Annotated in this window: 17 protein-coding genes; 10 read left to right on the plus strand and 7 right to left on the minus strand. The window is 53.8% G+C overall.

Features of this window, described 5'->3' with window-relative positions; translation table 11 throughout:
- Positions 1 to 99: 99 nt before the first annotated feature.
- From QMZ30_RS11175 to QMZ30_RS11190, 4 genes are read right to left on the minus strand one after another with little or no spacing between them, the layout of a single operon-like run.
- A complete protein-coding gene (locus tag QMZ30_RS11175) occupies positions 100 to 936 on the minus strand; it encodes an alpha/beta fold hydrolase (protein WP_283227418.1) in 837 nt (278 codons plus the stop codon).
- A gap of 48 nt (positions 937 to 984) precedes the next feature.
- Complete coding sequence (locus QMZ30_RS11180) at positions 985 to 2628, minus strand: MFS transporter (RefSeq protein ID WP_283227419.1); 1644 nt, start codon at positions 2626 to 2628, stop codon at positions 985 to 987.
- Positions 2615 to 3037, minus strand: coding sequence for a DoxX family protein (locus QMZ30_RS11185; protein WP_283227420.1), 423 nt, complete (start codon positions 3035 to 3037; stop codon positions 2615 to 2617). Before QMZ30_RS11185 ends, QMZ30_RS11180 begins: the two co-directional genes overlap by 14 nt.
- A gap of 5 nt (positions 3038 to 3042) precedes the next feature.
- Entirely contained in the window at positions 3043 to 4920 is a 1878-nt protein-coding gene (locus QMZ30_RS11190) for an amidohydrolase (RefSeq protein WP_283227421.1), read from the minus strand.
- A gap of 276 nt (positions 4921 to 5196) precedes the next feature.
- Here QMZ30_RS11190 and QMZ30_RS11195 point away from each other — a divergent pair, with 276 nt between their 5' ends.
- Genes QMZ30_RS11195 through QMZ30_RS11215 form a run of 5 tightly spaced genes read left to right on the plus strand, consistent with a single transcriptional unit; the run spans position 5197 to position 12443 of the window.
- A complete protein-coding gene (locus tag QMZ30_RS11195) occupies positions 5197 to 5889 on the plus strand; it encodes a hydrolase (RefSeq protein ID WP_200575588.1) in 693 nt (230 codons plus the stop codon).
- 51 nt (positions 5890 to 5940) lie between these two features.
- Positions 5941 to 6192 (plus strand): DUF1427 family protein, encoded by a 252-nt coding sequence (locus QMZ30_RS11200; protein ID WP_283227422.1) that lies wholly within the window; start codon positions 5941 to 5943, stop codon positions 6190 to 6192.
- 2 nt (positions 6193 to 6194) lie between these two features.
- A complete protein-coding gene (locus tag QMZ30_RS11205) occupies positions 6195 to 6449 on the plus strand; it encodes a DUF1427 family protein (RefSeq protein WP_200575584.1) in 255 nt (84 codons plus the stop codon).
- 43 nt (positions 6450 to 6492) lie between these two features.
- Entirely contained in the window at positions 6493 to 6879 is a 387-nt protein-coding gene (locus QMZ30_RS11210) for a response regulator transcription factor (RefSeq protein ID WP_200575581.1), read from the plus strand.
- A complete protein-coding gene (locus tag QMZ30_RS11215; protein ID WP_283227423.1) occupies positions 6876 to 12443 on the plus strand; it encodes an AAA family ATPase in 5568 nt (1855 codons plus the stop codon). The genes QMZ30_RS11210 and QMZ30_RS11215 overlap by 4 nt, the downstream gene beginning before the upstream one ends.
- A gap of 40 nt (positions 12444 to 12483) precedes the next feature.
- On the opposite strand, the gene QMZ30_RS11220 is transcribed toward QMZ30_RS11215, so the two are convergent.
- Positions 12484 to 13098, minus strand: coding sequence for a response regulator transcription factor (locus tag QMZ30_RS11220; RefSeq protein ID WP_283227424.1), 615 nt, complete (start codon positions 13096 to 13098; stop codon positions 12484 to 12486).
- Between the two features lie 509 nt (positions 13099 to 13607).
- Here QMZ30_RS11220 and QMZ30_RS11225 point away from each other — a divergent pair.
- Positions 13608 to 14183 (plus strand): helix-turn-helix domain-containing protein, encoded by a 576-nt coding sequence (locus tag QMZ30_RS11225; protein WP_283227425.1) that lies wholly within the window; start codon positions 13608 to 13610, stop codon positions 14181 to 14183.
- A 51-nt stretch (positions 14184 to 14234) separates the two neighbouring features.
- Here the strand turns inward: QMZ30_RS11225 and fliD are convergent, their stop codons facing one another.
- Complete coding sequence (gene fliD, locus QMZ30_RS11230) at positions 14235 to 15644, minus strand: flagellar filament capping protein FliD (RefSeq protein ID WP_283227572.1); 1410 nt, start codon at positions 15642 to 15644, stop codon at positions 14235 to 14237.
- Positions 15645 to 16273: 629 nt separating this feature from the next.
- Between fliD and fhuE the strand changes: the two genes are divergently transcribed.
- From fhuE to QMZ30_RS11245, 3 genes are all read left to right on the plus strand, one after another.
- Positions 16274 to 18484: a ferric-rhodotorulic acid/ferric-coprogen receptor FhuE gene (fhuE, locus tag QMZ30_RS11235; protein WP_283227426.1), complete on the plus strand. Its 2211-nt coding sequence runs from the start codon at positions 16274 to 16276 to the stop codon at positions 18482 to 18484.
- A gap of 232 nt (positions 18485 to 18716) precedes the next feature.
- Positions 18717 to 19274, plus strand: a complete 558-nt coding sequence (locus QMZ30_RS11240; RefSeq protein WP_283227427.1) for a PNPOx family protein — start codon at positions 18717 to 18719, stop codon at positions 19272 to 19274.
- Between the two features lie 258 nt (positions 19275 to 19532).
- Complete coding sequence (locus QMZ30_RS11245) at positions 19533 to 20984, plus strand: sugar porter family MFS transporter (RefSeq protein WP_283227428.1); 1452 nt, start codon at positions 19533 to 19535, stop codon at positions 20982 to 20984.
- A 14-nt stretch (positions 20985 to 20998) separates the two neighbouring features.
- Here QMZ30_RS11245 and QMZ30_RS11250 read toward each other — a convergent pair whose 3' ends face one another.
- Positions 20999 to 21169, minus strand: a complete 171-nt coding sequence (locus QMZ30_RS11250) for a DUF2256 domain-containing protein (RefSeq protein WP_283227429.1) — start codon at positions 21167 to 21169, stop codon at positions 20999 to 21001.
- Positions 21170 to 21309: 140 nt separating this feature from the next.
- On the opposite strand from QMZ30_RS11250, the gene xylB reads away from it, so the two are divergent.
- Entirely contained in the window at positions 21310 to 22818 is a 1509-nt protein-coding gene (gene xylB / locus QMZ30_RS11255; RefSeq protein WP_283227430.1) for a xylulokinase, read from the plus strand.
- The last annotated feature ends 9 nt before the right edge of the window (positions 22819 to 22827 follow it).

The raw sequence follows: 22827 nt of genomic DNA on the forward strand, positions 1-22827 counted from the left end.
TTGGGAGCCGGTCAGTGAAAGCTTCTCCACTCAAGATGACAGCCATTAAGTGATGTGTGGCTGTCATTTTTTACGATCAGAATGAGGGAACTGATCGTTCTACGCTTTATGCAATGACAGTGTCTTCAGGAATGACAGCAGATCAGCGTTCAGCTCATCACCGTGGGTGACGGCAAAGCCGTGCGGCGCGTTGTCATACACCTTCAGTTTGGCCCCCTGAATCATCTCTGCGGCCAGTTTGCCCGTGGTCTCAAACGGCACCACCTGGTCATTGCTGCCGTGGATCACCAGCGTCGGCACATCGATTTTGGCCATATCCGGACGGAAGTCGGTTTCGGAGAACGCGGTGACACAATCGAGCGTGCCTTTCAACGACGCCAGCAGCGCGATGTTCAGCGTTTGCGTCAATACACCCTCAGACACAGTCTGGCCTGCATTGGTGCCGTAGAACGGCGCGGCGAAATCACTGATAAACTGCGCGCGATCTTTACGCAGCCCCTGACGGATCCCTTCGAATACCGACAGGTCAACACCTGCTGGATAGTCTTCCGCCTTACCGAAGATCGGCGTCACTGCACCCAGCAGCACCAGGCCGTCCACGCGCCCCGTACCGTAGTTATTGATATAACGCGTGACATCACCGCCACCCATCGAGAAGCCGACCAGCGTCACATCCTGCAGGTCGAGGCAGGTGATTAGGTCGTTAATGTCGGAAGCAAAAGTGTTGTAATCGTAACCCGTCCACGGCTGGTCTGAACGGCCGAACCCACGGCGGTCAAAAGCGATCACGCGATAGCCATTTTCGGCCAGCAGGTTCAACTGGTTGTCCCACATATCTCCATCCAGTGGCCAGCCGTGACTAAACAGTACCGGCTTTCCTTTACCCCAGTCTTTATAATACAGGTTAGTGCCATCAGCTGTTTTGATCGTGCTCATCGTGATTTTCCTTGCGTTAAATTGAACAACAATAGTTGAGGTTGATGCTTATACCGGCGCAACCAGATAGCGCGCCTGTGGCATGTTTTCACCCTGATGGAATTGATAGACGCGGGTCTGGATCTTCTGATCGTTCATGGTGTAGCGCTCCAGTTGGCGCAGGTGTTCCATCCAGGATCCCACCACAAAGGTTTCAACAAAGATGCCCGGTTGCAGAATGTCTTCATACACTGCCCAGTTATCCGCGCCGCCACGACGTCGAACGCGGCGCATATCCTGCATGCAAAGCGTGAAAGCATGCGCATCTTCCAGCCGGATCAGATACTCGTAACTAACACGGACCGGCCCGCGATCGTGATGAATATCCAGTGCGGGGATGCTCTCGCTGACGTCACTGACGTCCAGATTGAGATCCGGGTCCTGATCCAATCGCCAGCGCAGCACCGTCAGGCTGGCGAGTGCCATGCCGACTGTCGCTACACACAGCGACACCGGAATGCTGAAGTGCGAGGCCAGCTGGCCCCAGATGGCGCTGCCGACGGTCATCGAGCCAAAAAACACCGTCAGATACACCGCCAGCGCGCGCGCTTTCACCCACTTGGCGGCACTGCGCTGCGCACCCACGTTGAGCGTGGAGAGCACGGCAATCCAGGCGAAGCCGGTGAAGAACTCACACACATTCAGCAGCCAGAAATGACGGACGAATGCCAGCGCCAGCATCGTGGCGGCAAACATCAGGCTGGCCAACACCATCAGTCGGTCCGGGTTGAAGCGTTGACGCAAACGCGGCAGCAGCACCGCACCGCAAATAGCGCCAACACCGATAAACGCCAGCATAATGCCGTAGCCGCCAGGCCCTAATCCCAGCTCACGGCGCGCCACCAGCGGCAGCAATGCCCAGCCCGCGCTGCCGAACACGAAGAACGCCACGGTGCGCACCAGCACATTGCGCAGCACCGGTGCGGCGTGGACGTAGCGAATACCCGCGCGCACCGCTGAGAAGAAGTGCTCAGGCGGCAGGCGCTGCACGCTGGGGGCCTCCTTCCAGCGATAAAGCACCCATGCCACGCCCAGCACCGACAGAGCGTTGAGCATGAACACCATCCACGGACCGGCGAAGGAGAGGATTAAACCTCCGAGCGCCGGGCCAATGGCACGGCTGATATTGATGCCCAGCGAGTTCAGCGCAATCGCCGGACTCAGCTCATGTTTCTCCACCAGATCCGGCACGATGGCCTGAAAAGGCGGTGAACTCATCGCCGCGCCCGCGCTCATCAGAAACGCCGCCATCAGCAGCACCAGCGGCGTGACGTGCCCGGTGAAGGAGAGCACGGTCAGACTGGCTGCCGCGATAAACACCCACAGCTGGGAGAACAGCAGATACTTACGACGGTCGATAATATCCGCCAGCACGCCTGACGGCAGTGCAAACAGGAACATCGGCAGACTGCTGGCCGCCTGGACCAACGCGACATTCAGCGGGTCGGCGCTGAGCGTCAGCATGGTCCAGTTAACCCCGACATCGTTCATCCATGAGCCGATGTTGGAGACCACGGTGGCAATCCACAGCATGCGAAAAATCGGCTGACGCAGTGGTTGCCAGGGTGATGCGCTGGTTGAGGTCACTGTGGCTGGCGTGGCGGTGGCGTCCTCTTCCTGAGGAACGTCATTGATATCATTAACCTGCGCCATGTCGGATTCCCTGCTGTTTCGTGGTCGCGATACGCCACGTGCCTGGTCCGGTAATGGCCAGGGTGGTGAAGATAATCAGCAGCAGCCAGCCAAACTGACCTTCAGCAATGCTCCAGCCGGGGTGCACAAACACCATCGCCACCAGCAGCACGCCGATAATTGGCAGGCAGGCCAGGCGAGTGAAGATGCCCAGCAGGATGAAGATGGGGCAGATCACCTCGGCAAAGATGGCCGGGATTAAGCTCATATAAGGACCGAGGCCAAAAGGATCCTCGATACGTGTCAGTTCTTCGCTGAAATGAAACACCTTAGGCAGCCCGTGCACATGCAGTAACAGCAGGCAGCCGGTCAGGCGCAGGAAGAACAGCCCCGCATTCACGCGGGGCGGCTGAGAGAAGAGACTCGTCATGGTGATCAGAACGCGAAGCAGCTGCAGCCGAGCGCGCCCCAGAAGGCGTTCTCTTCCGACACCGGCAGGTTGGCAACGCGCGCGATATCGTGTGAATGGCTGTGTACGCCACATGGCCCGCTGCACTGGTGCGGCATCGGCTGCATGCCGACGCGCGTCTGTGCCGTTGGCGGCGCGCTGCGGTAGTGACCCGGCACCTTCACCACCGGGGACCACTCTGGCAGCACCGGAATAGACGGCGGGGCTTCTGAACCGAACGAACCGGCAGCATAAACGATATTGCCGTCGACCAGGGTCAGAACTGACTCGATCCCTTTGATCTCCTCTTCCGGCACGCTGAAGTAGTCCTTGCTCAGCACCACCATGTCCGCCAGCTGGCCAGCTTTGATCTGACCTTTTTTCCCCTGCTCGCTGGAGAACCAGGCGCTGCCCTGCGTCCACAGCATCAGCGCGGTTTCACGGTCGAGGCGGGCGTTGGCGTCATACATCTGCATGCCGCCGACGGTGCGACCGGAGACCAGCCAGTATAGTGCGGTCCACGGGTTATAGCTGGCGACGCGGGTGGCATCCGTACCCAAACCGACCGGCACGCCGGTTTCCAGCATACGCGCCACCGGCGGAGTATGGCGTGTGGCTTCAATGCCGTAGCGTTCGGCAAAGTATTCGCCCTGGAAAGCCATGCGGTGCTGAACCGCGATGCCGCCGCCCAGCTCTTTAATACGGTCGATGTTCCGTTGCGTCACGGTTTCGGCATGGTCGAAGAACCAGTGCAAACCATTGAATGGAATATCGCGGTTCACTTTTTCAAACACATCAAGCATGCGGCTAATGGATTCGTCGTAGGTGGCGTGCAGACGGAACGGCCAGCGATGTTCAACCAGATGGCGTACCACGCGCTCCAGTTCATCTTCCATCCCCGGCGCCAGATCCGGACGCGGCTCAAGGAAATCCTCGAAGTCAGCGGCGGAGAACACCAGCATTTCACCGGCACCGTTGTGACGGAAATAGTCACTGCCCTGACCCGGCGTCAGCATGTCGGTCCATTTCTCAAAATCTTCCAGTTCGTGCCCGGGGCGCTGGGTAAACAGGTTATAGGCGATACGAATCGTCATCTGCTTCTTCTCATGCAGTTCAGCGATGACTTCGTAATCTTCCGGGTAGTTCTGGAAACCACCGCCTGCATCAATGGCGCTGGTCAGGCCTAGGCGGTTCAGTTCGCGCATAAACTGACGGGTCGAGTTGACCTGCTGTTCCAGCGGTAATTTAGGACCCTTGGCCAGGGTGGCATAAAGGATCATGGCGTTCGGGCGAGCAATCAGCATGCCGGTTGGGTTGCCATTACTGTCACGCTGGATTTCGCCACCTGGCGGGTTGGGGGTGTCTTTGGTGTAACCCACCACTTTCAGCGCAGCGCGGTTGAGCAGGGCGCGATCGTAGAGGTGCAGCACAAACACCGGCGTGTCCGGTGCCGCTTCGTTGATCTCATCCAGTGTTGGCATGCGGCGTTCAGCAAACTGGAACTCCGTCCAGCCGCCCACCACGCGTACCCACTGCGGATTTGGCGTACGCAGCGCCTGTTCTTTCAGCATGCGCAGCGCGTCAAATACCGAGGGCACGCCTTCCCAGCGCAATTCGAGGTTGTAGTTGAGGCCGCCACGAATCAGGTGCAGGTGCGAGTCATTCAGACCCGGCACGGCGGTGTGGCCCTTCAGGTCGATGACTTTAGTGCCTTCGCAGTGATGCTGCATCACTTCGGCAAGGGTGCCGACTTCCAGAAATTTACCATCGCGAATCGCCACCGCATCGGCAACCGGATTGCCGCGATCAACGGTGTGAAAACGGCCATTGGTGAGAATGACGTCCGCCTTACCTAAAGTCACCATAAAACCTCCTGAAGAGAGTGGTCCTGCACATGCGCAAGAGAAGTAATAGGCGGAATTATGTTCAGGTGGCCAGGAGAGCGTCTAGTTATACAAAGGGATAGGTATACCTTCGTATAGTTATACCTAGAGATAATAGTGTGGAAAAAAAAGGCTCCCTACACTGCGCTGAGACAGTGAGTCTGAGCTGCCGTAAACGCGGTATCCCCGGCATGACTGTTCTTTTGACACCGTTCAATTTCGCGAAACTTCGCCACACTAACCTCAATGGGCAAAACCATGACCACTAGCAAACTTGAAGTACTGACGCCGCAGAATTGCCAGATCATCTTTATCGACCAGCAGCCACAGATGGCGTTTGGCGTGCAGTCGATTGACCGTCAGGTGCTGAAAAACAACGTTGTCGCATTAGCGAAAGCGGCCAAAGTCTTCAACATTCCTACCGTGCTGACCACCGTTGAGACGGAGAGCTTCTCAGGCAACACGTTCCCGGAGCTGCTGGATGTGTTCCCGGGTCAGGACATTCTTGAGCGTACCTCAATGAACTCCTGGGATGACCAGAAAGTGCGTGATGCGCTGAAAGCCAATGGTAAGAAAAAGGTGGTGGTATCGGGCCTGTGGACGGAAGTGTGCAACAACACCTTTGCACTGTGCGCGATGCTGGAAGGCGACTACGAAATCTACATGGTGGCGGATGCATCAGGCGGCACCACCAAAGAGGCTCACGACTATGCGATGCAGCGCATGATTCAGGCTGGCGTGATCCCGGTGACCTGGCAGCAGGTGATGCTGGAGTGGCAACGTGACTGGGCGCACAAAGACACCTACACCGCGGTGATGGATATCGCCAAAGAGCACTCCGGTGCCTACGGTATCGGCGTGGATTACGCCTACACCATGGTTCATAAAGCGCCTTCTCGTCAGAAGAGTGAGCACCGTACCCTGGCGCCGGTTCCTGCCCCGGTTCGCTAATGTGTTAAGGGCCAGACCTGTGCGCTGGCCCCCTTTTAAAAAGGAGGACCCATGAGTCCTTTGCTGATTTCTCTGGGGGCTGGCGCGTTAGCCGGTCTTATTTATGCACTGCTCAAGGTTCGCTCTCCGGCCCCGCCAGCCGTGGCACTGATTGGCCTGCTGGGCATGGTGATTGGCAGTGCGCTGGGCGGTAAGCTGCTGCATCAGGATGCGGCTGCGTTTACGCCGGCGGGTGTCACGCTCCCCGTGGCAGCGGACGCTCGTCCTCACGCCTCGCTCTTGACCTCAGGACAGGTGGGATAATCATGCTGAAATCCTATGTTTTATCGCTCGTGGTAGGCATACTCATCGGCTTACTTTATGCCGTCATGGATGTCAGTTCCCCGGCTCCACCTGTCATCGCGCTGTTGGGCCTGTTGGGGATGCAAATCGGTGAACATATTATTCCGGTTTGCCAACGACTGATAAAGCGTGAACGGATCGCTCTCTCCTGGTTCCGCCACGAATATCCACCGAGAGCCATTGATACTCCACCGGCCTCGGGTGATAAAAACGCCTAATGATGCGCGTCAGGGAGTGGTAAATTTTATTAAGGAATACAGCATGCAGCTGTCGCAGCGCATCATCATTGTGGATGATGACCGTTCCGTTCGCAGTGCCCTGACCAACCTGCTGCAGTCTGAAGGCTATGAGACGCAGGCATTCGAATCAGCGGAAGCATTGTTAAGTGATGAAGCAGCGCTCAGAGATGCGGCGCTGTTTATCATTGACGTCGAACTCAAAGGCATGTCTGGTTTTGACCTGTTTAAAGAACTGATAACACAGCTGAACAACCCGCCAGGCATCATCATTTCGGGCAATGGCGATGACAATTTACTGTGGTACGCCATCAACCTGGGCGCCATCACCTTCATGCGCAAGCCTATTGATATTGACGCGCTGTTCGAACATATTCGGGCTGAGTTATCAGCCCGGACGTTGCGACCATGAGTTCACTTTTTCTGGCTTTGAATCTGTCTGATGAAACCGCTTATGTGCTGAATGATGACATCGTGTTCAGCCCGCTGGCACAGGAAGGCAACATCGAGTGGCTGCTCGGCAGGCATGCGGTGTCCGGTGAAAGCGTTATGTTGGCGACCGCCGCCAGTGAAGAGGCGGTTTTTCAGGTCACCCAACTGCTGAAAAATGAGTTTGCCCTGCGAACGATGCTCTCCGAAAGCGGGTCGATCAAACCCATTCGATATACCTCCTATCAGGGGCGTTATGCGCTGCTTTATACCCCGTTTAACTACCGCACATTGGCTGACCAGTTGTGCATGCCCCCCGGCAACCTGAAGAGATTCTTCCACAAAGCCACACTATTATGTGAGGCGCTCGGCAAGATGCATTTGCAAGGCCTGGTGCACGGCGACATCAAACCTTCTCACTTTTTCTTCACTGAAGAGAATGTGGTGCAACTGGGTGGCTTCGGGCTCTCCTCGCTGGAATCCGATTTGATGCAACCCGCCCGCACGCCGGTCATCGGCGGCACGCTGGCCTATATGTCGCCTGAACATACCTCGCGCACGGTACATCGCGTCAGCCGCATCAGCGATTTGTACAGTCTGGGCATCGTGCTTTATGAGTTGCTGACGGGCAAATTGCCCTACGGTAGCGTGAACGGAGGCATGTCTGAGTGGGTACATCATCACATCGCATCAGAAGCGATCCCGCCGCACATGCTGCGCCGTGATGTGCCGGTGGTGTTGTCATCGATTATTTTACGCCTGCTGGCGAAGTCTCCTGAGTATCGTTACCAGACGGTAGAAGGGGTGATGGCGGATTTAAAACGCTGTGAATCCAACCTGATGCCGGATGGCGCCGTTGAGTCATTCGCACTGGGACAACAAGACACACAGCCGCTGACGCTCTCCTCCGAGACGCTGTATGCCGACCACGCACAGGCCGCGGATGTGCTGGCGGCATTTGATGATGTCAGCCGCAGCGGGAAGCACACGCTGGTGGTGATCAACGGCGCGCCAGGCTCGGGGAAGTCATCATTAATCGTCTCGGCACTGAAGGTTTTACGCAGTAAAAACGCCATGCTGACGGTAGTGAAAGCCGATAAAAACTCACCTGTGCTGCCGTTCTCGGTGTTTACCACCGCTTTCCGCATGCTGACGTTGCATCTTCTGGGGCTACCGGGCGAGGAGATGGCGCGCTGGAAAGCGCATATTTCACGCAATCTTGGCGAGTTTGCCGGGTTGGCTGTCAATCTGGTGCCGGAACTGGGCGTGGTGCTCGACAAGAGAGCGGTGGCGCAGCGTGATACGAATTTACCCGACGCGCGCGATCGCTTAAACCTGGTCGCCTGCAGTCTGGTCAGAGCCTTTACCGCACCAGGACGGCCGCTGGTGATGCTAATCGATGATGTGCACTGGGCCGATCAGGCGACCCTTCAGCTGCTGCAAAATCTGCTGAGCCTGAGCGAGGATCTCCCGCTATTACTGGTGATCAGCCATCGCGATAGCGTTTCAATGCCCTGTCCCACCGTTGCCAGCAATCTCAGCCGCATTCGCGCCTGCGCCTCACGCATTATCGATCTGACCCCAGAGCCGCTATCGACCAAAAATATTGCGCGCTGGCTGGCGGGCATGTTTCACAGCCGCAGTGCCGCCACGGCCGAGCTGGCACAGATCGTTTTTGAAAAAACCGCGGGCAATCCCCTCGCGACCCATGAATTTTTCCGTCAGGCGGTGCGCGATCACCACATCACCCATCACGCCGTCTTTAAATGGACCTATGATGCGCAGGCACTGAAAAACAGCCATTACGCGGCAAATGTCGCAGCCTGCGTGCTGGAAGATCTTAAAACGCTGCCTCATGCCGCTCACACGCTGTTGGGTGAACTGGCACTGATTGGCGCCACTGGCACACTTCGCGACATCAGCACGATCCTGGCGCTTTCACCGCAAAGGGTCGGTGAGAGACTCAAACCCGCCGCGGAGAAACGTTTAATCGCATTAAGCGACACCACGTGGTCATTTATGCATGACAGCGTGCATGAAGCGGCAATGGGGTTGCTGAGCCCTGAGGAGAAGGATGATTTTCATTTTGCTGCGGCGCGTTATTACCTGCAGGAGTCCAGCCTCGACCTCGCCAATGCCCCGCTGTTCAGCGCTGCACATCACCTGGTGTCGGTCCAGAATATCGCAGTGATTGCCGATGAAACGGCGCGATTCTGCCCGCTGCTCTTGCAGGCAACACGACGGGCAAAAATCACCGGTGACTATGTCTCTGCGCTTCGCTATCTCCAGTTTGCCCGTCAGATAACGCTTCGTTCCGGCAGTGAGTGCAGTAATGAATTTCTGCTGGAGGAGGCTGAATGCGAATTCCTTAACGGTAATTTGCTGAGTGCCATGACGCTTAGCTCGCAGATTTTGGTCTCGCCCGGTGAGGTAACGGATAAAGCGGAGGCGGCCAGCCTGATCGCTGAAATTCACATGCGCAGGTCAGACAGCCAACTGGCGCTGGAAACGGCACTTGCCTGGTTGGCGGTGTTTGGCATCCAGCTGAATCGCTACCCCGATCAGGACGAGTGTGATGCGGCAAGAATACTGCTCAAAGATGACGTGGGTAAAAATCCTTACACGCGCTTTCGATCTCTGCCGCGGGTGAGTTGTAAAAAAACCGAAGCGATCATGAATTTGATGGCGAGTGCCAGTACCTTCGCGGCGTTTATCTGCCCGCGTTTGCAATTCCTGATCCTGTGCAAACTGCTGCATCTGACCATGGCACGCGGCCTCAGCGGTGCCTCGACGCTCGCGCTGTCATGGTACGGCGTGGTGTGTGGCGATCAGTATGATGAGTACAGCCGTGGATTTGCCAGCGCGTTACTGGCACGTGAGCTGGTGTACAAGCACGACTTCGTGAGTTACAAGGCGCGCACGCTGCTGCCACTCGATCAGGTCAGTATCTGGACGATGCCGCTCACCTATGCCATCGAACGCGCAAAAGCTGCGTTTGATGTCGGGGTCGAAATTGGCGATCGGACATCGGCATGTCTGGCGCTGCGTCATCTGGTGATGAATTACCTCACGCGTGGCGATCACCTTGACGGCGTTTGTACTTCGATCACGCGTGGCATGAGCTACGTGCGCAAGGCACAGTTCCGCGACGTTGAAATCGTGCTGGGCATGCAGCTGGATTACGTGATGTTTTTGCGTAAGCCGCGCGGGGAGATTTTCTCTGGGAATCACTTCATACCGCCTGATTTAGACAAAAAGCTGCACGAGTTTGCCATCGAGCCGGTGCTGCTGATGCAGTTCTGGTGCCGCCTCTACAAGGGCATGGCACACTTTTTTGCCGGTGAATATGATGAGGCGGGAAGGTATTTTGCTGATGCCGCCCCTTTTACCGACTTCATTCCGGGTCATGTGCATCTGCTGGATCTTCATCTCTATAGCGCGCTGTCACTCTCCATCCCACTCAAGGCAGAGGAATATACGGCAGAACATCGGCAGGTACTGCTGCGCCATCTTGAGAGGCTGGTGACCTGGTCGAATGAGAATGAGAAGACCTTTGCGGACAAAGAGGCGCTGCTACGGGCTGAACTGGACAGGCTGGAAGGCGAAACCGCTAAGGCTACTGAGCAATACGAAAAAGCCATCGATTTATCCCGTCAGGGTGAGTTCCATCATATCAACGGACTGACATGCGAACTGGCGGCTCGAACGGCCGAGGCCCGTGGTATGCGCTTTGCGGCAGAAGCTTATATCAAAGGCGCCATCGCGGCCTGGGGGCGGTGGGGCGCTGGCGCCAAAGTGCACCAACTTGAATCGCTTTACCCCGGATTAGCGCACCCCTCGCCGCATACGGCGCTGGATACCGTGGCGTTTGAGCAGAGCGCCGCCATCAGCGATCTGCAAAGTATGGTCACGGCGATGCGTGCGCTAACCGAAGAGATCAATCTGGACCGTCTGATCCATACCCTGATGGTGATGCTGGTGGAGCGAGCCGGGGCGCAGGACTGTATGCTGATTCGGCTGGTCGATGGCAATGTGCCGGAGATACAGGCGAGAGCGACCACCACCGCGCAGGGGATTCGGGTCAAAATTGTTAAAGAGGTGCCGGTTGCCACGGATCTGCCGCTGTCCATCTTGTCCGCTGTCATACGCACCGGTAAGGAGATCCGCACCGGTAAGCCGGAAGTGTTCAGCCCCTTTAGCCAGGACAACTATCTGGTGGCCTCCGGGGCGGCCGTGATGTGTGTGCCGATGTTCAAGCAGGCGCAGATGGTGGGTGTGTTGTATCTGGAAAACCGACTGATGCCGGATGTGTTTACCGCCGAACATTCGCGCATTGTCTCGATGCTGGGCTCGCAGGCGGCAGTGTCGCTGGAAACGGCCCGGCTCTACGCCGAGCTGATGGACGAAAACATCCAGCGTGGCAAAATTGAGAAGCAGCTGCGCGCCAGTCAGACGTCATTAATGCTGGGTGAGAAAATCAGCCATACCGGCACCTGGCACTGGCTGATGGAACCGGATATCCAGTTCATCTCGGACGAGTACAAACGCATCATGGGCCTGCCTGACGGACAGAAGACCACCTCCATGGCGGAGTTTCAAAGCCGGGTGCACCCGGATGATATTCCCTGCCTTAGGGAATTGATTGATTCGCACTCCCGTCAGGGACTCATCATGCAGGCGGAGTTCCGAATCATCCGCGATGATGGTGAATGCCGCTACATCAAAGGCATTGGTGAGCCAGTCGATACCTGGCCCGAAGTACGGGAATACTTCGGCACGCTGACGGACATCACCAGCCAGCGACTCTCTGAAGATGCCACGCGTATCGCGCAGGCCGAACTGGCTCGCGTAGCACGCGCCACCACGGTCGGCCAGCTCACCTCATCCATCGCGCATGAGATTAATCAGCCGCTGATGTCGATAGTGGCCAATGCGGGTGCCAGCCTGCGATGGCTGAAACGCGACCCCGCCAATCTTGAGAATGCCAGCCACAGCCTGGAAGAGATCATCCGTGAAGGGCGTCGCGCAGGTGATATTATTCGCGGATTGCAGGCGCTGACGCGTAATCAGGTTTCTGAATTTGCACCGGCCAGACTGCATCAGCTGGCGCGCGACATCCTGAACCTCTCCAGAATGGAACTGGAAAGACGCTATATCTCACTGGAGCTGGACTTCAAAGCTCAGAATGATGAGGTTTACTGTGAGCGAGTTCAGATTCAACAGGTGCTGCTCAATCTGGTGATCAATGCTATTGAGGCCATGACGGACAACAGCGGTCTTTGCACGCTGCGATTGTCATCGTCTCATCCGCGGCCAGATGTTATTCGCTTCGAGGTGGCTGATAACGGCACGGGACTCTCTGAAGAAGTGATCGGAAGAATTTTCGATTCATTCTACACCACCAAAGCGGAAGGCATGGGCATGGGTTTAACCATCAGCCATGAGATTATTAAGCGGCATAGCGGAGAGATTGGCGCCGGGAATCGGCAGGAGCAAGGAAGCGTGTTCTGGTTTACGCTGCCGATTCATCAGCAGCCTGTGAATTGAAGAAAACTCCCGCCTGATTAGGCGGGAGCCTTAGGTGAGCCTACTCATCATCGAGCAAATTCAACTTCTCTGCGGCTCTGACCAGCTCTGATGCCGATCGCACCCTCATCTTCTCCATTACCCGGCGTTTATGGACTTTCGCAGTGATTTCACTGATGCCCATTTCAGCGGCAACTTGCTTATTCAACAATCCACGCATTACCAGCTGCATCAGCTCTTTCTCACGCGGGGTGAGCGACTGATAGCGGCCGGTGAGTTCGACCTTCTCTTTGGCAACTGCATCACTTTTTTCGGATAACGCGAGCGCGTCGCTTACGACGCTCAGCAGGTCATCGGGCATCACGGGCTTGGTTAAAAACTCAAAGGCCCCCGCCTTCATCGCTTTCACCGTAATAGGGATGGTGCCAAACCCGGTCAGGAAGATAGTCGGTATCGAGTATCCCCGTTCCGTCAGGCGAGCCGAGACGTCGAACCCATCGAGTCCAGGCATATTCAGGTCAACAATCAGACAACAAGGGGTGGTGAATTCCGGTTGGTTTAAAAATTCAGCCGGAGAAGTAAAAGCAAAAACCTGATATCCCTCAGAACTCAGAAGGTTTTTCAGGGAGGTGATGACTGAAACATCATCATCAACAAGATAAATCGTTTTATCCATAAAGACTCATTAAAACTCAGGCGAGTTCTCTTATACAGAACAGGCAATATACCTTTAAAGAGTTAGCGTTGGAATTGGCGAACGCTGATTTCAGGCGCTTTTAGGTCAATTGAGCGTGAATAAATGCGGCTGATAAGCAAACCAGCGATTAATCGATGAGCTGAGTAGTATTAAAGTATTGTTAAGTACACAGAATAATCAACAGGCTGGAAAAGCATTCTCAGTCTTTCATACAACCTTATCCGGCTATAAACATGGAGTAATGCGTCGGTGGATAAATTCAATTATCCAAAAGTATAACTATCCTTTTGTATAATTTCCTTTCAGCAACGTCCAACTGATAATCCCTGCACCAACCTTATCTATGTCGCTCAGCCATCGCTGCGGTGCGCTTTACATCGGAATAGGCGGAATATGAATACCGTAAATAAACGCGGTGCAGCGATGATTCTCCCGCAGGATCTGTCGCAGCGGCAGCCATCTGACCTGTTTAGAACAGTGGAGCCTTTATGTTGAGTAGCCACACCGTAGCCCTCCATGCTGACAAAACATATCCCCAACAGAAAATGAGTCGTTCATCGATTAGAGCCAGCATTGAAGTACGCCAGAGCGCGGTGCGGGTGACGGTTTGTGTCCCCTCAGTGCAAGCGGGAGGCCGGGTCATTCGTTACACTGGCGGAGCTTCTGCCATGCTTGGTGAGAGAGAGAAAACGGTGGTTGCGGTTATTCAGCAAATGGTTGACTGGATCGATAACCATCTGGATGAAAATCTTTCAGTAAACAGAATCTCGACCAAAAGTGGCTACTCCATCTGGCATTTTCAGCGCAAATTTGTCCAGCTCACCGGGTTAAACGTGTATGAATATGTTCGCGTACGCAGAATCATTAACACTGCCTATATTCTGACGCGAAGCCGTAAACTCATTCTGGAAGTGGCGGTAGAAAATGGCTTTAACTGTCAGGCTTCTTTTACCCGCACCATGCGTGACCTGACGGGATATACACCTGGGCAAATTCGGACGCATTTTACCGGGAATGAAGAGGGGCTGGAGAAAATACTGCGAGCACTGATGAATCCTGATTAAATAAATGAAATGCCAGCAAGCTGGCATTTCACATGCGCGTGTTAAGGCTAATTATTTCTTCGTACCTGACATACTCTCAAATTGCTGCGTGAGATAATCGCTGGTGCTATTTAATGAACTCATGATGGTATCCAGGTGGGTAAACTGCGCCTTATAGCGGGCAATAGTTTCATCTATTTTCTTGCTGGCGTTGTTATATTGTTCCGTCAACGCATTTAACTTTTTACTGATACTGTCAGTGGCTCCTTGCAGCATCCCCTTACTGCTGAGCATAAGCGTCATGCTGGACGCCATACCGGTGGCAATACCTGTTTTCATGCCATCCCCGGCGAATATATCCCTGACGGCTTCCGGTGTAACCGCCAGCGCGCTGCTTAATTTATCGCTATCCAGTTTAAGCTTGCCATTGGTCGGGTCGGTGCTAATCCCAGCTTGCGTCAAAGTTTTGAACTGCGCAGAGCCAGAGCCATTTGCCAAAATGCTTTTCAACTGCGTTTCGATATTGCGCAGCGTACCGTCTCCCAGTAATGCCCCATTTTTGGTGTCCTGATCCCCGCCGGCATCTACAGGGGTGTACTTGGTTAAGTTGCCCATGGTGTCCTGCAGCGCGTTATAGGCATTGACCCAATCCGTCACGGCGGTTTTTGCTTTCGAATTATCACTGGCGACGGTGAGCGTCTGAATGCCGGATGTCTGATCGCTGAGATTGAGCGTGATCCCTTCAACGGCGTCCTTGATGGTGTTGCTGCTGCTGTCAATCGGGATGTTATTAATGGTCAGGCTGGCATTCTGCGCCGCGACGTTTTGCGTCATCCCTGATGCGCCGTTGGCAGGGCCATAACCCAGGAATGCCTGTAGCGTATCATCACCGGTTATCGCCAGGCTTTTGAGCGCATGTCCGGTTCCGGTTTGGGTAGAGGTCAACGACAGGCGATAGTCTTTATCTGACACCTTGATCAGACTTGCGCTGATGCCCGCATTCGACTTGTTAATCGCGTCTCTGATGGCGCTGAGCGAAGTTTGCTCCTGACCTAATTCAATGGTGTGCTCACTGCCATCTTCACTGATCAGTGTCATGCGGCGATTATCTGCTGCACTTCCCACAGCCTGATTGATATCTGAGCGTGTTGCACTGGTCAACGTTTGTGACTGGGCGAGCTGGGTGACGCTGATGCTGTATTTGCCCGGCAATGCATTTCCCGTTGAATCTGCGGTAAACGCACTGGAGCTGCTGGTGGCTTTAGTCTGCGTATATAAACCTGCGTCTTGTAGGCTTTTGTTCGCTGTCTGGAATGACTGCACGGCTGTTTTGAGTGTGCCGTAGGCGGAAAGCTTGGCCGTTGCAGCAGACTGCTGCTTTGAGATCGGCACCAGCACCTGTTTTTCTGCTGTTGTCAGGCTATCCAGAATATCGCCCAGTTTTAGACCGGACCCTATGCCTAAGGTTGAAATCCCTGCCATCATAAACTCATGTTTTATGTTGTTACATATCATGTCGTTAGGCTTGCGCCATGAGGGAGTTTACGTGGGGTGTATTTACGATTTCTTTACGATTACGGGGTTATTGTCGGGTGATTGCAGGGGGCTGATGACGGATGAATTCAGGAAGAGAAAATAATTTAGTACTCTATCCGCTATGTTTACCAATGAAGACACCCAATTAAGCGAGCTGGAATAAAATCGTTATTATTTATTACATCAATTTAATCTATTCGGGGATAAATACGTTCATTTAATCATTAGGACAGCACCCTAATTGAATAAGTTTCAATTCAGCATGGCTTCAATTTCCGTATCCAAATGGAATTATCACCCGCAGTAATAAATTCAGCGTTATTTGTGTTTATTTTTCGTCATAAGAGTAAATAACTTGAACGGTGAATTGTAATAATTATAATTCTCATTCGCCTTCTTGGACGGGTGGGGAATCTGTTGCTGTGTACCTCTTTCACGCTAAAGCGCTTCCTACTGAATCTGTTTTGAAAATATGTTTTACAGGGAATTCTGTCTTTCATTCTGACGGAGTTGGGCGTTTGCGCATCTGAACACCCACCAGTCATCTCATTAATAACAAATTTCAAAGGATGATAATGTCTCGTTCTTCACGTCAAGCCAGGTTATTAAAGGCGAAAAATCATATCGGTGTGGGCCAAACGCTGCCGGTAATCTCTTTACTGGCCTTGGTTATCGCCACCGCTTTACACAGCCCAAAAGTCTCCGCTGCTGATACCACCACTAAAGAACAAACGCTGGAAGTCACAGCGGCAGCCGGCAGCAGTAATAGCAGCCAGGACACGGATTACAACGTCCCTGTTACGCGCGCAGCCACCAAATTAGCGCTGACCGCGCGTGACACGCCGCAGTCTGTTTCTGTTATCACTAAACAGCGTATGCAGGATCAGAAGCTGGAGACGTTAACTGACGTCTTAACCAACACCACCGGCATCAGTCAGTTCAACTCCGGCGCCAACCGCAGCAACTTCTATTCACGCGGGTTCATGATCGATAACTACCAGATTGATGGCGTGCCAGCACTGATTGATATCGCCTGGAACCTGGGCGATACCCTGTCGGATACGGCGGTATATGATCGCGTTGAAGTGGTGCGTGGTGCGACAGGCCTGATGACCGGTGCGGGCAGCCCGGCGGCCTCTGTGAATATGGTGCACAAGCAGGCAGACAGCAAAACGTTCCAGGGTAATCTCTCAGCCAGCTACGGCAGCTGGGATACCCAACGCTACGTTGCCGATCTTTCCGGTCCATTGACCGAGTCCGGCAATGTGCGTGGTCGCGTGGTGGCAGGTTATCAGGATGGCGACAGCTGGCTGGATCACTACCATACGCAGAAGAAATTCCTGTATGGCACCGTCGCGGCAGATCTTACTGACTCCACCACGCTGACGCTGGGTTACGATTACCAGGAAACCAACATACAAGGCGCGACGTGGGGCGGCTTGCCGACGTTCTATCTCGACGGCAGCAAAACCAATTATTCTCGCAGCACTAACCTCGCGCCAGATTGGGCTTACAACAACAGCGATTCCAAAAAGGTGTTTGCCAGCCTGAAGCAGACGTTCAATAACGGCTGGGAGCTCAACCTGAGCGGCTCGCATACTGAAGCCACCATGGACAGTAAGTTGCTGTACATCGACGGTTACTTTGATAAATCGACCGGTATCGGTATCGGCCCTTATGAGGGCTATGACTTGTTAGGCGGTACCGGTTATAACACCGCAAAACGCAAAGAAGATACCGCAGACGCCTATGTCACCGGTCCGTATGAGCTGTTTGGTCGCCAGCATGAGTTAATGGCGGGTGTCACTTATATCCGCCAGCACGATCGCTACGTCAGTGCCTCCACCAGCTTCACCTCGGCAGACGTGGGTGATTTCAATGACTGGGGTAATTATCCAGAACCGGATTGGGACGATCAGGCGCTGTCGCAGGATAATGTGATTCGTCAGAAATCCGCTTACTTAGCCACGCGCATTTCACTGGCCGATCCGCTGCATCTGATCCTTGGCGCCCGATACACGCAATACAACGCCAACACGCTGACGCAGAATATGGAGAAGAACAACATCACGCCGTATGCAGGCCTGGTGTATGACATCAACGATACCTATTCCGCCTACGCCAGCTATACCTCGATTTTCAAACCGCAGACCTATCGTAATGCGCAGGGTGCTTATCTCTCTCCTGTCACCGGTAAAAGCTATGAAACCGGGATCAAGGGCGACTGGATGAACAGCCGCATCACCGCATCGCTGGCGGTGTTCCGTATCGAACAGGATCACCTGGGCGCGACGGATTATGCGCTGGTGCCAGGCAGTACCGATTACGCTTACTACGAGCAGAACGGTACGGTGAGTAAAGGTGTTGAATTCGAAATCAACGGTGCGGTGACCGATAACCTGCAGATGACCTTCGGTGCAACGCGCTATGTGGCGAAAGATGGCGAAGATGCCGCGCTGAACCCAACGCAGCCGCGTACTTCACTGAAGCTGTTCACCAGCTATCGCCTGCCGATGCTGCAGGATCTGACCGTGGGTGGCGGTGTGAACTGGCAGACGCACACCTGGGATAATGTAGCGGGCCCAGGCGGAACCTCAACGCTGTATGCCGAGCAGGGCAGTTATGCGCTGGTGGATTTGTTCGGTCGCTATCAGGTCACCAAACAGCTTTCCGTGCAGGCCAACCTGAACAACCTGTTCGACAAGACGTATAACATCGATGTCGGCAGAAACACGGTGTACGGCGAACCGCGTAACGTTTCTATCTCGGCGAACTACCGATTCTGATTCGGCTTAATTCTCAGCTGAGAACGGCCCTGTCATAATCTGATTGCTGGAACCTTCACGCCTTGTGTGCGGAGGTTCCAGCTTATTCCGCGCTTACCCCCTTAAGCAGAGTTAACCTCGCAGCACCCCGATGGCAGCACCCCAATGAAATTTCACGAGTCTCTATACTTAACCTCATTCGTTAAATAGAGAGGGCAACCTTTTGGCACCTGAATCTGAACATATTGATGCCATGGCCTGGCAGGAACTGGATGCTGCAGCAAACGATCCCCATGCCGGGTTTCGTTATCTCAACGTCTGCACCATCGACACTGAATTAAAACCGCAGGCCCGCATGATGGTGCTTAGACGCACGGACAGTGCCCAGCGGCTTTTGGCGTTTCACACCGATATCCGCAGTGCAAAATGGCAGGAATTAGCCATCAACCCCGCCGCAACGGTATTGGGTTTCTGCTCGCAATCGCGTCTGCAGTTACGTTTGCAGGGGGTTTTCAAACGATATGAACCAGCAAGCGCTCTCGCCGGGCAAACGTGGGAAGGGTTGCCAGTCTGGACGCGCAGGAGTTATTCAGGCGGGCCGCCGGGAGAAGAATTGTTGTTTCCGCACGATCAAACCCGGCATGCTGAAAGTGAGGAGAGCGGGGAAGGCGGTCAGCGCCATTTTGGTGTGTTGGTTTTTCAGGCTGAGTCGCTCGACTGGTTTCGGCTTGAGCGCGACAATAATCGCAGGGCGCGACTGACTTATTCCGCAACGGGAAGTCTGACTTCATTCTCCTGGGTTAACCCTTAACGGTCCTGTATCGTTTTATTCCAGCGTAATAACAGCCCCGTTTTACTCCTTGTGCACCGAAAATAATACTTTGCGATTAATGAGGATGCCTGTGAAGGCAGACCCACGATATGAATTCGACAATCATAAGACTGCTGCACGAACCTCTCTGGACCAACGAATTACCGTGACCCAGATCTCATTCTTCAAATCCTGACTATACTCCTACCTTTCTTTACACAGTTTTGGCTGTGTTTTTAGCAACCCATGGAAGATCAAATGCAAAACTCTTCTCCGGCTCCATCGGATGATGGCGGCTCGCTCAATTTAACCGTGCAGCAACGTCTGTTCTTTGTGGTGTTAGTGGCCACCATGGGCGCGCTGGCGTTCGGTTATGACACGGGCATCATTTCCGGAGCGCTGCCCTACATGACACTGCCGACCTCGCAAGGCGGACTCGACCTCACCCCCTTTACTGAAGGGCTGGTCACTTCTGCGCTCACATTCGGTTCAGCGTTTGGGGCCTTTGTTAGCGGGTTTGTCTCTGATCGCTTTGGCCGCCGAATCACGCTGCGCAGTCTGGCCGTGCTATTTGTTGCTGGTGCATTAGGCACCACCATCGCGCCGAATCTTGAGATCATGGTGGTGATGCGATTTATCCTCGGATTCGCCGTGGGGGGCGGATCCTCCACGGTTCCGGTGTTTATCGCTGAGATTGCGGGTCCGAAACATCGTGCGCCGCTGGTCAGCCGTAATGAGCTGATGATTGTGTCAGGCCAGTTGCTGGCTTACATCGTCAGTGCGGCGATGAGTCTGTTACTGCACGATCCGAGCATGTGGCGTTATATGTTGTCGCTGGCGATGATCCCGGGTGTGCTGCTGTTTATTGGCACCTTTTTTGTCCCGGCCTCACCGCACTGGATGGTGGCCGAAGGGCGCATAAACGAGGCGTTACGTATTCTGCGTAAATTGCGTGAGAATCCGCGCGAAATTAAAAAAGAGATGGCGGAGATGCGCCAGAACGCGCGCGAAGCCCGTCAGGGGCCGCCCGCTCGTGAACTGCTGAAAGAAAAATGGATAGTACGATTGCTGCTGCTGGGCTGCGGTATGGGGATCGTGGCACAATTCACCGGTGTGAATGCTTTTATGTATTACACGCCTATCATTCTTAAAAGTACCGGACTTGGCACCAGCGCGTCGATCGCAGCCACGATAGGCAACGGCGTGGTATCTGTGATTGCGACTTTTGCCGGCATCAAAGCGATCAGCCATTTTGGTCGCCGCCCAATGCTGATCACCGGGTTATCGGTGGTGATCGCCATGCAGCTGGCGCTGGGGGCGGTGCTGGTACTGATGCCGCACAGTTTAGTGCAAAGCCTGCTGGCGCTGGCCTGCATCCTGGTGTTTCTCTTCTTTATGCAGATGTGTATTTCGCCCGTGTATTGGCTGCTGATGTCTGAGCTGTTTCCGATGAAAGTACGTGGCGTATTGACCGGTTCAGCGGTGGCTTTTCAATGGATATGTAACGCCATCGTTGCGTTGGCTTTCCCGCCACTGCTGTCGCTGGTGGGAAATAATGCGTTCTTTATCTTCGCTGCGATAAACGTGGCTTCCCTGGTGTTTGTCGCAGTGATGTTGCCGGAAACCCGTGGCAAATCGCTGGAAGAGATCGAATCGCACATGCGTGAACATTTTGGCGAGAGCACGACTGAAACGGTGGCTTCAGCGTAGTGGTTGAAATCGTATTATGACCCGCTGCCGACCCTGTGGCCTTTGGCTGCACGGCGGCAGCGTTCCGAGCAGTATTGCACCTCTTCCCAGCAATTTTCCCACTTTTTACGCCAGGTCATCGGCTTATGGCACTGCTTGCAATAGCGGATGGGCAGGGATTTTTTGTTTCCTTTGAATGCTTTCATCTGATGACACTAAAAAGCTTATTGAACGTTCACAGTATAAATGATGATGAAATTGCGGCGATCACTTGAATTTCGTCAGGTGCACAGATTTTTAAGATGATAAGTTTTATCTTGTTCAAAAATGAAATTCAGGAAAAGGTATGTTTCTGGGCATTGATTGTGGAACTCAGGGAACTAAGGTGCTGTTGTGGGACGCTGAGAATCAGGAAGTTTTGGCGACCAGCTGCCATGCCCACTCGCTAATATGTGACAGGCTAGGGCAAAAAGAACAGCTAACTGCAGACTGGCTTATTGCTATGCGAGCTGGCGTGAGAGATGTCATGCTAAAAGCAGGCATCAACCCTGAAAAAGTCATCGGGATTGGCGTTTCAGGACAGCAGCATGGGCTCGTCCTTCTTAACCGTAGTGATGAAGTAATACGACCTGCAAAACTCTGGTGTGATACTGAAAGTCACGCTGTATTGAAACAGTTTCTGCATGAGTATCAATACGTTTATGGACAGGACCTGAGTGCCGTTATTGGCATCCAGGTGCCGGTTGCTTTTACATTGGGAAAACTTTTGTGGGTCAGAAAATATGAAGCCACAAATTTCGCTCAAATAGACAAAATCCTGCTACCTCATGACTATCTAAATTTTTTCCTTACGGGTGAATACCGTACTGAAGCAGGAGATGCATCAGGAACGGGTTATTTCGATACCTGTAATAAAATCTGGTGCTCAACCATTCTTGAACTGCTGGGACCCGGTTTATATCGCAAATTACCTGAGGTCATTGAATCGGATAGTGCTCAAGGATACCTCAGTGTAGATGCAGCCAGCTATCTGGGGCTCCAGGCTGGCATTGTGGTGTCGAGCGGAGGTGGAGATAATATGATGTCAGCAATTGGTACCGGAAACATCTTGCCCGGTCAGCTGACAATGAGCTTAGGCACTTCGGGTACTTTATCCACCTGCCAGCCAGAACAATTAAATTGCACGGGTTCAACCGATATAAATACCTTCTGTTCTTCAACAGGAGATTGGCTGCCGCTTGTCAGTACCATGAATGTCACCAATGCCATTAACACCTACAGGCAGCTGATGGATATTGATATTAAAGATTTCGACAATTACCTGCTGGCGAGTCAGCCTGGCGCTGAAGGGCTATTTTCGTTTCCGTGGCTGAATGGTGCACGTCTGCCCAACCTGCCGAACGCGCGGGGAGAAATATCCGGAATCACCATGGCGAACTTTACTAAGCCGCACATGCTGCGTTCCGTTGTTGAAGGAGTGACCTTCAATCTTTGCAAAGGTATTGAGATTTTCAATGCGCAAGGATTGGCCTTTGACAGTATTAATGTGATTGGCGGCGGTGCTAATAGCAGAGTATGGTGCGCTATGATTGCCGATATTACAGGGCTCTCGGTGACCAGACCGGCAGTGCCTGATGCGGCGGCGTTGGGTGCTGCTATTCAGGCGCACTGGTGTTTCAGGTGCTTATCCACGAGTGGGCAACCGGTCGCGTTATCTGCGGTGATGCCAGAAATGTTCAAAACAAAGCAGGGTGAGATGATCGAGCCGAATCCTGTGCACAGTGCTCGCTATAGAGAGATTTATCCAACATATCATGCAGAAGTAGATCGACTTAAAGCTCTATATCTCACCTGACTTTGCCGC

Origin of the sequence: Pantoea sp. EA-12 (genome assembly GCF_030053355.1) — a bacterium.
Taxonomy (GTDB): Bacteria; Pseudomonadota; Gammaproteobacteria; order Enterobacterales; family Enterobacteriaceae; genus Pantoea; species Pantoea vagans_C.

Coding starts and splice junctions, on each gene's coding strand:
- QMZ30_RS11220 (WP_283227424.1), bottom strand. CDS start 13,098: ATGGATAAAACGATTTATCTTGTTGATGATGATGTTTCAGTCATCACC.
- QMZ30_RS11185 (WP_283227420.1), bottom strand. CDS start 3,037: ATGACGAGTCTCTTCTCTCAGCCGCCCCGCGTGAATGCGGGGCTGTTC.
- QMZ30_RS11175 (WP_283227418.1), bottom strand. CDS start 936: ATGAGCACGATCAAAACAGCTGATGGCACTAACCTGTATTATAAAGAC.
- QMZ30_RS11195 (WP_200575588.1), top strand. CDS start 5,197: ATGACCACTAGCAAACTTGAAGTACTGACGCCGCAGAATTGCCAGATC.
- QMZ30_RS11225 (WP_283227425.1), top strand. CDS start 13,608: ATGTTGAGTAGCCACACCGTAGCCCTCCATGCTGACAAAACATATCCC.
- fhuE (WP_283227426.1), top strand. CDS start 16,274: ATGTCTCGTTCTTCACGTCAAGCCAGGTTATTAAAGGCGAAAAATCAT.
- QMZ30_RS11200 (WP_283227422.1), top strand. CDS start 5,941: ATGAGTCCTTTGCTGATTTCTCTGGGGGCTGGCGCGTTAGCCGGTCTT.
- QMZ30_RS11250 (WP_283227429.1), bottom strand. CDS start 21,169: ATGAAAGCATTCAAAGGAAACAAAAAATCCCTGCCCATCCGCTATTGC.
- QMZ30_RS11240 (WP_283227427.1), top strand. CDS start 18,717: ATGGCCTGGCAGGAACTGGATGCTGCAGCAAACGATCCCCATGCCGGG.
- xylB (WP_283227430.1), top strand. CDS start 21,310: ATGTTTCTGGGCATTGATTGTGGAACTCAGGGAACTAAGGTGCTGTTG.
- QMZ30_RS11215 (WP_283227423.1), top strand. CDS start 6,876: ATGAGTTCACTTTTTCTGGCTTTGAATCTGTCTGATGAAACCGCTTAT.
- QMZ30_RS11190 (WP_283227421.1), bottom strand. CDS start 4,920: ATGGTGACTTTAGGTAAGGCGGACGTCATTCTCACCAATGGCCGTTTT.
- QMZ30_RS11205 (WP_200575584.1), top strand. CDS start 6,195: ATGCTGAAATCCTATGTTTTATCGCTCGTGGTAGGCATACTCATCGGC.
- QMZ30_RS11180 (WP_283227419.1), bottom strand. CDS start 2,628: ATGGCGCAGGTTAATGATATCAATGACGTTCCTCAGGAAGAGGACGCC.
- fliD (WP_283227572.1), bottom strand. CDS start 15,644: ATGGCAGGGATTTCAACCTTAGGCATAGGGTCCGGTCTAAAACTGGGC.
- QMZ30_RS11245 (WP_283227428.1), top strand. CDS start 19,533: ATGCAAAACTCTTCTCCGGCTCCATCGGATGATGGCGGCTCGCTCAAT.
- QMZ30_RS11210 (WP_200575581.1), top strand. CDS start 6,493: ATGCAGCTGTCGCAGCGCATCATCATTGTGGATGATGACCGTTCCGTT.